The organism is Rhodanobacter sp. FW106-PBR-R2A-2-24 (assembly GCF_058789615.1).
Genome location: NZ_JBYTBV010000001.1, coordinates 129557 through 142300, shown reverse-complemented (window position 1 = coordinate 142300; position 12744 = coordinate 129557). Strand labels below are relative to the sequence as shown.

At 67.0% G+C, this 12744-nt stretch carries 13 protein-coding genes; all 13 read left to right on the top strand.

What is annotated here, in order from left to right; translation table 11 throughout:
* The first annotated feature begins 35 nt into the window (after nt 1-35).
* The 13 genes from AC3WQA_RS00755 (at nt 36) to AC3WQA_RS00695 (ending at nt 12716) form a co-directional block, all read left to right on the top strand.
* Entirely contained in the window at nt 36-275 is a 240-nt protein-coding gene (locus AC3WQA_RS00755) for a hypothetical protein (protein WP_369488012.1), read from the top strand.
* A 29-nt stretch (nt 276-304) separates the two neighbouring features.
* A complete protein-coding gene (locus AC3WQA_RS00750; RefSeq protein WP_369488010.1) occupies nt 305-1123 on the top strand; it encodes a class I SAM-dependent methyltransferase in 819 nt (272 codons plus the stop codon).
* 155 nt (nt 1124-1278) lie between these two features.
* Nucleotides 1279-2274, top strand: coding sequence for a hypothetical protein (locus tag AC3WQA_RS00745; RefSeq protein WP_369488008.1), 996 nt, complete (start codon nt 1279-1281; stop codon nt 2272-2274).
* A gap of 235 nt (nt 2275-2509) precedes the next feature.
* Nucleotides 2510-2995 (top strand): GmrSD restriction endonuclease domain-containing protein, encoded by a 486-nt coding sequence (locus tag AC3WQA_RS00740; RefSeq protein WP_369488006.1) that lies wholly within the window; start codon nt 2510-2512, stop codon nt 2993-2995.
* Nucleotides 2996-3072: 77 nt separating this feature from the next.
* A complete protein-coding gene (locus tag AC3WQA_RS00735) occupies nt 3073-3864 on the top strand; it encodes a hypothetical protein (RefSeq protein ID WP_369488005.1) in 792 nt (263 codons plus the stop codon).
* 171 nt (nt 3865-4035) lie between these two features.
* The gene (locus AC3WQA_RS00730) at nt 4036-4788 is read left to right on the top strand and encodes a hypothetical protein (RefSeq protein ID WP_369488004.1); all 753 of its coding nucleotides are present in this window, start codon (nt 4036-4038) and stop codon (nt 4786-4788) included.
* Nucleotides 4789-4851: 63 nt separating this feature from the next.
* Entirely contained in the window at nt 4852-8235 is a 3384-nt protein-coding gene (locus tag AC3WQA_RS00725; RefSeq protein ID WP_369488003.1) for an SNF2-related protein, read from the top strand.
* Between the two features lie 86 nt (nt 8236-8321).
* Nucleotides 8322-8660 carry a hypothetical protein gene (locus AC3WQA_RS00720; protein WP_369488002.1) on the top strand — a complete coding sequence of 113 codons (339 nt, stop codon included), beginning with the start codon at nt 8322-8324 and terminating at the stop codon, nt 8658-8660.
* Nucleotides 8661-8872: 212 nt separating this feature from the next.
* Nucleotides 8873-9616, top strand: a complete 744-nt coding sequence (locus AC3WQA_RS00715; RefSeq protein ID WP_369488000.1) for a hypothetical protein — start codon at nt 8873-8875, stop codon at nt 9614-9616.
* Nucleotides 9617-9870: 254 nt separating this feature from the next.
* The gene (locus tag AC3WQA_RS00710) at nt 9871-10293 is read left to right on the top strand and encodes a hypothetical protein (RefSeq protein WP_369487998.1); all 423 of its coding nucleotides are present in this window, start codon (nt 9871-9873) and stop codon (nt 10291-10293) included.
* A gap of 84 nt (nt 10294-10377) precedes the next feature.
* Nucleotides 10378-11067 carry a hypothetical protein gene (locus AC3WQA_RS00705; protein ID WP_369487997.1) on the top strand — a complete coding sequence of 230 codons (690 nt, stop codon included), beginning with the start codon at nt 10378-10380 and terminating at the stop codon, nt 11065-11067.
* A 105-nt stretch (nt 11068-11172) separates the two neighbouring features.
* Complete coding sequence (locus tag AC3WQA_RS00700) at nt 11173-11595, top strand: hypothetical protein (protein WP_369487995.1); 423 nt, start codon at nt 11173-11175, stop codon at nt 11593-11595.
* 5 nt (nt 11596-11600) lie between these two features.
* On the top strand, nt 11601-12716 hold the full coding sequence (locus AC3WQA_RS00695; protein ID WP_369487994.1) for a hypothetical protein: 1116 nt from the start codon (nt 11601-11603) through the stop codon (nt 12714-12716).
* The last annotated feature ends 28 nt before the right edge of the window (nt 12717-12744 follow it).

Sequence of the window (12744 nt, the reverse complement as noted above, 5' to 3'; positions counted from 1 at the left end):
TGCGTCACCCTGAAGGCACACTTCCGGAGCGCGCCATGACAACCAGCAGCAGGTACTTCGTCTGGAACGAAAACACCCTGTGCTACCAGGCTGAGGGCGATTCGCGCTTGGGCGTACTTCATGGCTCGGTCATTCGCGGCGGCCGCAACTGGCGCGACGGCTGTTTCACCCCCACCGCCGGCGATGTGCTGCGCGATGCAACCCTTGAGGACTTCCGTGAGTACCGCTGCCAGCCGCCGCGCGGCCTGTTCAGTGATGGGGGTGACGTGGCATGAGGAGCGTCAGTAGCGAGCCGAGGAAGGCGGTGGCGCCGACTCGCACAGCTGCGCTCGGCCAGTACATGACGCCGGCGTGGGCCGCCGAAGCGCTGGTCAACCGCTACCTCGGTGATCTCCGCTGCGACGACGTTGTTTGGGAACCCACCTGCGGCACGGGTGCGTTTCTCCAGGCCATTCCGGCGCACATCGAGGCCTTCGGCGTCGAGATCGATCCCGCATTGGCGGAAATGGCGCGCCGGCGCAGCGGTCGACCGGTTGTGGTCGGCGATTTCCGCACCGCCGAGCTGCCGTTGTGCCCAACGCACGTGATCGGCAATCCGCCGTTCCACCTGGCTGATGTGCAGGCACTCCTGGAACGAGCGCATGCTCTGCTGCCGCCAACCGGGCGCGTGGGCTTGGTCCTGCCCTGTTTCGTACTCCAAACGGCGGGTACCGTGGTCGACCTGGCGGCCCGCTGGTCGATCCGCCAAGACATGCTGCCTCGCAACCTCTTCCCCGGCTTAAGCCATCCGCTCTGCTTCGCCGTGCTGACGAAAGGCGTCGCCGGGAAACTGTTCAACTTCGCCCTGTACTACGAGCAGGCTGCGGTGGCCGCGATGCAACGCCGCTACCGCGAGCTGCTCGCGAACGGCGAGCGCTCGGTCTGGGTCGCCGTGACCACCGCCGCCCTATCGCAACTGGGCGGACGCGCCACGCTGGAACACATCTACGGCGAGATCGAGGGAAACCGGCCAACCGCCTGCAAGTGGTGGCGGGAGAAGGTTAGGCAGACGCTGCAGCGAATCGCTGTCCGCACCGGGCCGGCGGAGTGGGCGCTGCCTGCTGCCGTCCCCCGCGCAGCGTGAACTTTCCCCACACGGACCGACGACGGTCTGCACCGGACGCGCTTTAACGCCGCGACGTCCGCCGCTCTGCCGCCGCCAGCCATCGCGCGCCAGGTTCACCACCGTCGGAGCCGTGGCATGCTGGGCGCGGCGCCGCCAACTGCAAGGAGAACCCGATGGACGCCCTCAGCGAAAGATCTTTGCTCGAGCGGGCGGAACGCCCTGAATCGCCTCGCCTCCGCGCGTCAGCCGAGCGATTCGTCGCAGCCATCGACCGTGAACGCCTTGAGGTCGCCGGCGGGCCGTTCGGCATCCTGACAAGAACGCTGCCGTTTCTGCAGCCGGAGTCGAGCGAGGACCTCGCTCAGTGGCTACCCCTGCCCTGCGTCATCGGCATGTCCTGGCGCTGGACGGAGCCCGAGGCACGGCCAGGGCGCGAGGATCTGGCCGCCTACCTGCTGGCGCCCGCCCGGGCTGATCGAACCGACCCGGATGCTGCCTCGGGCTGGTGGGTACCCGACTTTGGTATCGGCGCCATGCACGAGGGCAAGAACCGCGTTCGCTACCTCCGCGACACCTGTGGCGCCGAGCTCATGCCGGCGTCGTTGACCACCCTGCGGTTCCCCCGCGCCGATCGGCTCCAACTGCTGGAGGCCGAAGCCGGCCCGGGGAGGTTCTATGCACTACTGCTCGACGGTCGCTGGCTAGCCGTGCTGGCGGATCCTTCCCTATCCCTACCGCTGCTGCGCGCCTACGGCGTCCACCCCGCGCCGTGGCCGAACCGCTTGCCGTCGTTCGACGACCTTCTGGGATCCGGCGAGTGGCAGTCATACGCCCACGGAACACCGTCCGCTATCGACATTCAAGCGTGGCAACGGCGCCAGCGCGCCCAATACGACAGGCTCCCCGGGGAACCGTTCGACATCATCGACAGCTCGCCCCACTGGCCCGGCTTTCGTCGCCTCGCCTGGATCGCGGTCGGAAGCGGCCTCCTCGGCGGCGTGCTCGCCGCCCTGAGTGGTGGTCACCTCGGCGTGCTGGGAAGTGCGTCACTGACCGCCGCGTCCGTGGCCACCGGTGCGCTGTTGGCGCTCACGATCCCCTTGATCCAGGCACCACGCTCCGCCTGGAAGCGCGGGCACTGCGGGCCCGGAGCGGACGGCGCCACGTAGCTGGCCGCCACGGACATGGGCCAGGCGAAAGCTCGATAGCCGCGTGGCGTACGGAACCGCACGCCACCAGACCACGGTTCCGCCGGAAGTAGCGTGATCTTTGGCCACGTCTTCACTGGCCTACTGTGATCGGTACCCGCCGCTGATGGTATCCGCCATGTCTACCACGCTACCTCCAGCCGAGTCTTCGGTCGCCTCCCTGCCCTCCCCCATCCTTTTCGGATGCGACCGAGCCTTGAACATCGAACACCTGCTCGGGATGGCGCCGGCAACGCACTTGCGTGAGGGCGAGCGGAGCCTGCTTGGCCTCGTCCTCCCGGTTTGGCAGCGCCCCGCTGTCTGGACGCGCCAGCAGCAGGTGCGGTTCGTCGAGGGCATCTTCCTTGGCCTGGGCACGGGGTACTACGTCACGACCGAGTGGGATTGGGATCAGGGGGGCGTTCGACGGCCCTGTGCTGGGCTTCTCCTCGACGGCCAGCAACGGCTTGGCGCGCTGCGGGATTTCGCGGCCGGCGACTTCCCGGTGTTCGGCACCACTCGCTTCGCGGATCTGTCGATTGCCGACAAGCGCCGCCGGTTCTACCGAATCACGTTCCCGTCGATCGAGATGGGGGTAGCGGACGAATCGACGCTACGCGAGGTCTACGACCGACTGAACTTTGGTGGCACCCCGCACGCCGGCGACCAGCGTGCATCTACGCAGGTCGACGCACGCTGCTGACGCAACCTCACCGAACTTCTGTGCGCGCAGCGCCGCCAGAGAATGGCGTTAGTCCCGATGGAAATGGAAATCGACCGATGGCACAAGCAACGTTCGATGTGGTGCACCTGGCTCGCGCCGCTGTGCGACGCGCCGACCAAGACCATCACCCCGCCCGAGGAACCGAACCATGGCCCCTGAAAGCCCGATCCTTGCCGTTTCGGCGGCACTGCACGCGGTGGCTGCGTGACCTTCCCATCATCGTCTACCTCGACCGCGACTGGCCGCGCCACCGAGAGTGGCTCGATGCGATGACGCGCGACGAGCGCGCCCGGGTCTACACCGACGAACGCGTCTCCGGCGAGGTTCAGGGGCCGACGATCGAACGGCGGCGCCGACCATCGGAGCAGGAATGCCTGGTGACCGTCTTCCCGCAGGTCTGGGGCAGTACCGCGCTGGGCTACGGCGGCCTGGGCGGCGCGGCGATGAGCACGGCCTACACCGTCGTCGTGGAGGCGCAGGTGGTGGGCCGGCGCGCCGTCTACTTCGGCGGAAGCGGCCGGCTGGCCTACGTGGTGCCCATCGGCGGCGCCAATGAGAAGGAATTCCAGGAGGCGATCGCCGTACGCACAATGCCGTCCGTACGCGACGCGGCCGCGCTGGGGTGGGTTCCGGAAGAACCCGTCGTGATGGGCGGCGCGCTGGAGCTGACGGCCGGCCAGGTCGCGCAACTGGCGCTGTTCGTCGCCGCGAAGGGCGAGGGCGGCACGGGCGATGGGGCTCGCATCGTCCTCCAGCACCGCGAGGACGGCCACGCCGGGCCGGGTGTGTATGCGTCGGGCAACGCGTCTTCCGAGAACGGCTCCGTGCTTCTGGACAGCGGTAGGTAGTCACGGCCAGCGCCGATGGTGATCCGGATGTTTCGGCCGGCGGTCGCCATACAAAAGAGTGTGCCAACCGCCCGCTTCGGTCGAGCAAGTGGGACCTGCCCGAGGTAACCCGCCACGACTTTTCCGCGGGCGGGGATCTGAGACCATGGGGCATCTCAACCGAGGTGCGCTATGACCCACAGCCACGCATCAGGCAGCCAGTCCTGCCCGGCCAAGCCGTCCGTCGCCAGCGACACGGCGACCCGGCTCACGAAGGCCGCCTACATCGCCGGCCTCGAAGCCGCCGGGACGATCGAGGAGCTCGAGGAGGCGATCCAGGCGCCGCGCCGGCCGCACCGCTACTGTGGGCGTGGTTACGCGGAGGTATCTGCGGCGCGGCATGCCGCCAGCGAAGCCCTTTGCGCCGCGCACGCCTATGCGCCGTACATCCCCCAGTTCAAGGACGGTGTGCTCACCGTCTTCGGCGAGAGCCGGCGCCTGGGCCGCGGTCGCTCGGGCTGCACCTGGCAGTACGCCGGCCGTTGGGCAAAGGACGTGCTCAAGCGGCAGGGTCTGAGCCAGCGCGCCGCGTACCAGGTCTGGGACTGGTGGATCTCGGGATACCCGCACCGGGCGATCGCGGTCGTCGAGGCGGCGCTGGGCGGCAAGATCCCTGACCCGGTAATGGACACGCTCACGTTCCTCTACAAGGGCATCGGCCCGATCAACTATTCGCTCGAGGCCAACGCGAACGATCCGGTCGATTCCCGCGCGCATCGGCCGTGCGCGTGCGGCGGCATCCTCTTCGACTGGGGATCCGGTTACGATCACGGTTTCACCCGTGTCAGTTGGCACTGCAACCGGTGCGCGGACGTCTTCGTCGAGTACTGCACCGACAAGCGGTTCGCCGAGATTCGCAAGCCGCGCATGCCGGCGGCCGCCTGACGAACCATCCCTGGCGACGGCACCAACGCCCACCACCCGCAACCGCCCGCTGGAGCCCGTCCTGTGAAGATCCGCGAATTCTCGGAAGGTATCGCGAACTGGACGATCACCAAGGAGCTCCAGGTGCAGGCCGAGCGATTGCGCATGCAGGCACCGTCACGGCCCGCACAGCGGTATTACGGCTACGGGTCGGACTACTACAAGAACCCAGACCACTTCTCTGCCGTCGACCTCATGCTCACGTCCGTGGGTGGCGACGAAGTCGTCGTTGCGGCGAAGGTCGGCTTCCGGGGTCAGGATCCAGACTTCCAGGTCCGGGCGCGCGTTACCGGCACAGCTAGCCATCCCACCGTGGCCTTCGAGTGCCCATGCCGTACCGGTCAGTGCGTTCACGCACTGGTGCTCTGGGAGGCGGCCTTGCGCGAGTTCGCCGCCAACCTGGCGCCGGAGAGTCTCCTCGCCACTCTTACCAACCTGGGCAAGGGCTGGAGCGACCCGGCGTTCGATCGCGCCCGGCCACCCATCGAGCACTCGACCACGTTCGGACTCGTGCTCAAGCCCCATAAGGCGTCAGCCGCTACGAAGCATTCGGTACCGGTGAGCCTGGTTTTCTACGAACCGCTCACAGGTCTGGAACCCAAGGGTTACCGTCCCACCAAGATGGCGGACGACGTCGACCTTCGACCCGACGCACTGTCGTTGGCCGACGCGAGCAAAGTCGCCCTGCTGCGGCAAGCGTATGCCCCCCGGATGGACACGGCGTGGGATCGCAGCCCGGGCGTGCCAAAGGATCACGCGCTGATCGACAGCCACGCCAAAGAAGCCATCTTCGAGGACCTACTGTCCGGCAAGCGGGTCTTCATGAAACAGTTCGGCAGTCACCCAATGATCTACGCTGAGCCCATCGTCCCCTCGCCCCAATGGGTGCGTGTGGAGGGCGACGATGAAGGTAGCCAGCAACTGCTCCTCGCCGACGCTCAGGGCACGGTGGTCGACGAACTCATCCGCCTGAAGGGGCTGTGGGCCTTCGATCGAGTGACGCGCGTCATGCGCCGGGTTCTGGGCGACGAGGCACTGCTCGAGAAGGTGCACCGTACCCGCCACGTTGTCCTGTCGACACAGGTCCATGCCCTCCAAACGCATCTGGCCCTCGCGGGACCAAAGTCCGTCATCCCGTTGCCAAGCGTCGTGGCGCCGACCCGGGATATACACGGCCCGGCCACCGCCGTGCTTCGCGGACATATCGTCGAGAGCCCCGACGGTCCGGACTACCCTGCCGCTATCCTCACCTTCGACTACAACGGGACGGAGGTCTCGCCGACCGCCTTCAACACCGAAGGCGTCGTCGAGATCCGTACCCGGTCCACGCTGACGCGGATCCACCGCGATCACCAGCGCCACAATGCGGCGTACGAGGCCATCCTCGCGGCGGGCCTCACACTGCCTGATCGGCGCGTGCTGGGCGGAACCGGACGCCGCAGCGACGCCGTCCAGTGCGGCAATGCGTCGAGTGTGCCGCCCGACGACGTGCAGCACTTCGCCCAGGCGCTCGACCTGTGCGAGGCCGCCGGTATGCGCGTCATCCGCAGCGAGGCCCTTCAGGCGCAAGACATCGAGACCCGGCCGTTCCACACAATTTCCGTGTCCAGTGACGACGCCTTCGACCTCGACGTAGGCATCACTGTCGACGGCGTGCAGTACTCGCTGGCGGAGGTGATGGCGGCGACGCTGGCGGACCCGCGATTCCCGCTGAAGCCAACGCCCGGCGAGGAGTCCGGCGCCCGCTGGACGGTGCGGCTCGGCAATGGCGCCCTGGTACGCATCCCCTTGGCTGATCTGCGCACTATGCTCGCGCCGGTCGCCGAGTGGCTCGAGGCCAGCGACCGCCGCGCCGGCGGCAAGATCCGTCTGACGCGCATCCAGGCGGCGCTGGCGGCGAACGAGGTTGGGGCTGAAGCGCCTCCAGCGCTCCGCGTCGTGCGCGACTCGCTGAAACGCCTCGTCGCGATCGATCAGGAACCTCTGCCGACGACGTCCCCCGCCTTCGTCGGCGAGCTGCGCCACTACCAGCGCGAGGGCCTGCGCTGGCTGAACGCGCTCGCGGACGCCGGCATCGGCGGTGTGCTTGGCGACGACATGGGCCTCGGCAAGACGCTGCAGCTCATCGCCCACGTCCTGCACCTGAAGGACAACGGCCGTCTCGACGAGCCGGTGCTGGTCGTCGTGCCAACCTCCGTCGCGCCCATCTGGGCGCAGGCCTGCTCGACCTTCGCGCCGAGCCTGAAGGTCGAGATCCTGCACGGCACCGGAAGGGAACGCGTCCACCAGCGCGCTCACGAGGCCGACGTCCTGATCACTACGTACGGTATCGCGGTAAAGGACGTCGAACGCCTGGAGTCCCAGCATTTCGCGCTGGTGGTCGCCGACGAGTCCCAGAACGCAAAGAACCCTCGCACGACGACGGCGAAAGCCCTGCGTCGGCTCAAGGCGACGCGCCACGTCAACCTGACTGGCACCCCTCTCGAAAATCGGCTACTCGATCTCTGGTCGCAGCTCGACCTGGCCGTGCCGGGCCTCCTGGGCGGCGAGAAGGCGTTCAACCGTGCGATCGCCGCGCCGATCGAGAAGCGCGGCTCCGACCTCCACCGCCTCGCACTGGCGCGCCGCATCGCGCCGTTCCTGCTCCGGCGGACCAAGGAGCAGGTGGCGGCCGAGCTGCCGCCGAAGACCGTCAGCACCGTCTCGGTGGAGCTCGCCCCGGCGCAGCGCGCCCTGTACGAGACCCTGCGAGCGACCCAGCATGCGGCCGTGCTCGCGGCCATCGCGGAGCGTGGCCTGAACAACTGCGGCATTGCCGTGCTCGAGGCGCTCCTGAAGCTCCGTCAGGTGTGCTGTGACCCCGCGCTGGCGCCGATGGCCTCGGCCAAGCAGGTGAAGGGCAGCGCGAAGATGGATGCGCTCATGGAGCTGGTGCAGGAGGCGATGGATGGAGGCCACCGCATGCTGGTGTTCTCGAGCTTCACAACCATGCTTGACCGGATCGCCACGCGCCTGCAGGAAATCGGCATCGCCTACGTGATGCTCACCGGCAAGACCACCAACCGCGGCGCCGTGGTGGACGCGTTCCAGTCGGGCGAGGTGCCTCTATTCCTGCTGTCACTTAAGGCCGGAGGTGTCGGCCTCAACCTGACCGCAGCGGACACGGTGATCCACTACGATCCCTGGTGGAACCCCGCTGCGGAAGATCAGGCGACCGACCGCGCGCATCGGATCGGGCAGGACAAGGCCGTGAACGTGTACCGCCTGATCGCTAAGGACACCGTCGAAGAGCGGATCGAACTCCTCAAGGCGCGCAAAGCCGACCTGGCCGACGCAATCCTCAGCGGCGAGGGCGAGGCCACCTTCAGCTGGTCTGCCGAAGACATCAATCATCTGTTCGGCAGATGAGCCGTGGCGGATCACAACCGAAATGATCTTTTCGGTCGCGGCTCGCTTGCGACGCTGGAATTGACCGCCACTTGCCGGAGCGCCGCATGACCGCCACAAACCAGACGCCACCTCGTCGGCTGCAAGTCAAGGCCACGCGCACGGAACCCTATGTGATCGAACGGCAGCGGGGCGCCGAATGGGTGCCAGCTCTGCCATTCGGTCGCAGCGTGCGCAGCGGCATTGACGATGACGAGGCGCGCGAGTGGTTTGCATCCGTGACGCGTCGCTGCCGGAAACCATATCGCCTGGTTCGCCGTGTTGGTCTGGGCTCCGGCACGCTCCTTGTCGTGGCGACCCACCTCATGGGCGTGCCGGCCGCGAAGCCGGACGGCGGCGTGTGCCCGCTGGCGCTCACCTTCGGGCGAACCCGCGCGCCGAGCTGAGCCGTAACCCCGGCCAGCCCTGGGCAGAAACGTCCCGATGTTTTCCGCGGCGACAGCGATGCCATGGTCGTGGCGTGGGACGCAAGGCGGCCGACCAGCTCCCGCGGTCGTTGGCCTGTGACGACGGAGCGTCGAATGGCTATGGCCTTGCGTCGGGCCGTCTACTGGATCGGTAAGCACAAGAAACACCATACCGAAGAAGTCACCTGCCCGTGAACGGGCCGGATCAACAGCAACGCAGTGAGGTCACGCCGATGGGTATGTTCGACAACGTGGAGTGCCGGCGCACGATGCCGGACGGTTTCGTCGGGGCGGGATTCCAGTCCAAGTCGCTGGACTGCGTCGGTGACGGGTATACGGTGACGCCGGACGGGCGCCTGCACCGAACCTTCTCCTCGAACTGGAATGGCGTGCCGAGGCCGCTTGGCGATCTCGCCTACGACGGGAACCTGAGCATCTACACCGTCGAGCCGGTCAACCGTGGCTGGCAGGAATACACCCTGATCTTCGTTGCGGGAACACTGGTCCGGATCACTTGCCACCAGACCGGCACGACATTGGCGGTGTCGCCGCCGGCGTCCGGGGCGACACCGGCGCCGAGCCGGGCGCTCTCCGCGATCATGGAGTCCATGCAGTCCCGTGAACGCGTCGGCCTGCTGAAGTACGGCACCACCGTCGATCGCGGCGACCTCACGCCGCTGCAATGGCTGCAACACCTGGACGAAGAGCTGATGGACGCGCTGATGTACAGCCGCGCCCTGCGGCGGGGCATCGAGCGCCCGGCGACGGCTGCTTTGCTCGCGCGCCTGCAGGCACGAACGGAGTCCCTAGCGGACACCTTCGGCCCGGAGATCATCGCCCTGCTGGAGGCAGCGCAGTCGGAACAGGTGGACACCCCGTTCGACGACGCGCGGCAAGCCTCCCCCCACCCCAGCGGGCCGCTGCCCGCCGGCTGACGGCCGTGCGTGCGCCCGCGCAAGGCGGTGGGGTCGGTGGCCGCCGCGGTCCAGCCCACTTGGCGCCAGCCGATGGCGCCGTGGACTTTCACAGTTGCCACGTGGCCGTCACGGCAGCGCGTTCTAACTGCAACCTCGGGCGACCATGGCGAGACGAAGGTCGGCCAACAGATTAACTGTCGCAACCGCGGCTCACGGCGGCCTTGGCCTACACGGCAACTTTTCGCCATGCGAGGACCCACGATGATCGATGCATGATCGATACTCAGCTCGAGACCGCCATGACCCCGACCACCGGACCCACCGACGAGACGCCCTGCACGGCACTGGATCCGCAGTACATCGCACCCTCCGTCGGCGCCATCTTCGAGTATCGGGGAAGTACCTACCGCTGCAACGCCTGGTTGCGTGCGGCTGCCCCGCCACCGGCAGCCAAAGGCTGGTCAGAGGTGATCGACGCCCTCCTATTCGAGGCTGCCTTCGAGCGCGATGGCGTACGTTTTCGCTACTGTCTGCGCGAAGAGGCCACTCATGTGGCTGGGAGCGGTGTGTGCGGCTGCCTCGCCGACATTTCCAGCATCAGGGTGACTGGCCGCGTCGACTGGCCCGACGCGGCCCTCAAGGAGGCTGAGGCGACAGCGATTCGCCTCGGACGTTCAGGCCGAATCATTGGGTAACGGCTCCCCGGCGCAGAACGATCGCGAACTTTGCAGCACCCCATCGCCGCAGATCCTCAGAGTCACACTTTGAGGGGACGCGCCGTGCCAAACCACACCGTTGCAACCGTTCTTACTCTTCTGCCACCCCAGCACGTTCGCGAATACCATCGGTTGGCCTTCCAGGCGTGCAACTTCGCCAGCACGCCGACCGGCGATCATGGGTACCTATACCTCCACACCGCGCAGGGGCAGACCCCGTGCCGCCTGATAGTCGACCGCAACATGCCCTTCGGGGATGCCTGGTCGGCACTGCTCGAAGCGACAGGCCTTTCCGCGTACTCGTTCGAGCCCTTCGTCGAGACGCTACGCGGCCTCATCCGGCATGGTGACCTCCAATGGTCATCCGTCATGCAAGCGGCACTGTTCGAGATGCCGGTGGACGCGGTACCGCACATCGACGTCCAAGGAAGCGCCTGGGCCGACAATGCATGCCCCGCCGCGTTTGGGGGCTTCGCTTGCCGGATCACACGCGGCGCCGTGCACTGGCAACAGACCCACGAGTCTTTTTTTCGCCGCCTTGACCTGGTTGCGGCTGAGCGAAAACGGCCGGTCGCTGCGCGCGTCGAAAGCCTCGTCGAAGAAACCCTGTCCCCGGAGACTGGCTTGGGCGAGGCGCTGTGGCGGCTCTTTCCGGAGCGCCGGCACCGGCTACCGAATCGGTTACCGGAGGGCGACGCACTGAAAGCGGCACTGCGCGAGTTCATCTCTGCCTGGGCCACCCCCGTCAGCTGATCAACCGCTACCGGCAAGGCGCACCGCGGCTGTGGAATCCGCGCCAACTTTTCACCACGCCGCAGCCCGCGATGATCGATACACATCGACACCACGGACAGCGCCATGAGCACCGTCAGCCACAACTACATCGCACAGAGCTATACCCGAAACCTTGGTAAAGGCATCCTTACCTCGGGCTGGCGCGTGATGCACGGCGACGCCGTCGTATGCGACTGCTACGGCGGCGAGCATCGTGCAGCCAGCATTGCCGAGTACCTCAACGCCACGACCGCGCCGGACGCGCCGCCGGCCGTCTCCCGCACGAGCCCGCGTCTGCCGCAGCTTGACGCCGAAGCGCAGGCGGTCCTGATCGGCACCCTGCGCCTGATCGACAAGCAGCTTTCCGGCGCCGGTACCCCGTCGCAAGCGGCCGTCGCCATGATCCGCCGCGAGATCCGGTGCGCTATCGTCGATCACGCATCAGGACGCGAGGGCATCTGTGACCAGCTCGCCGTCACGGCCTACCGCCGCGCCTTCCCCGGGTGACCGCGATGGCCGCCGAGTCGGATTCCTTCGCCAGTCTCCTGACGACTCCCGAGCGAGAGACACTTCGCAAGGCCCTCGGCGGGCGCCTTCTCGTAGCATGCTTCGGCGGCGGCGTCGACTCGACGGCGATGCTTGTGGCGCTGCGCGCGGCCGGGCTGACCGTGAGCTTGTCGACCTTTGCCGACACGGGAGGAGAAAAGCCCGAGACCCTCGTCCACATCGACGCGATGAGCCATGTGCTCGAGTCGTGGGGCTGGTCGCCAGTCACCGTGGTTCGCAAGACCACCTTGCCGTCGACAGGCTACGACTCCCTGGAGACGAACTGCCTTTCAAATCAGACGATGCCTAGCATCGCTTTCGGGATGAAGAGCTGTTCGATCAAGTGGAAGCAAGGGCCTCAGGATGGATTCCTGCGCGGCGTCCGATCTGGGCCGAACGCCCGCCCGCCACATCCGTTGTGGCTAGAGGCCAAGGCCAAAGGTGAGCGCATCCTCAAGCTCATCGGATACGACTGCGGCAGAGCGGATCTGCGCCGCTCAGGCAGTCTCAGCGCCGGCGGCGGCGAGTTCGACTACGCCTACCCGCTGCAGTTGCTGGGCTGGGAGCGCAAGGACTGTATCCGGGCGATCGCGGCGACGCTGGGCCCTTCCTTCGTACCCGTGAAGTCGAGCTGCTTTTTCTGCAGTGCTTCGAAGGTGTGGGAACTCTACTGGCTCGCTGCCGTGCACCCCGACCTCATGGAGCGCGCGCTCATCATGGAGCGTCGTGCCCTGACGGGACGGCATAGCCGATTCGACGAGGTGGAGTTTGGCGACTCCTGGGAGGCTTTGGTGAAGAACGCCGACCGGTTCCCAAGCTCCAAGACCACAGTGGGCTTGGGGCGCAGCTTTGCCTGGAACCAGTGGGCTCGCGCCAATGGCGTGGTTGACGAGAATTTCCGCGTCCGCACGGCAACTGAGGATCGCGAGCGATTCCTCGCAATGGCGGAAAAGCTGCGCGATGGGGGAAACGCCCTCGACGTGCGCGCGGCTGGCCGCCTCTCTCCGCCGACGCCGACGGCAGCCGGGATCCCACGCGACGTTCCCATCAGGCACACTTCAGCCGAAATACACTCGCCGTGAAGGCAGCCGCACAGGTCCACCTCATTGG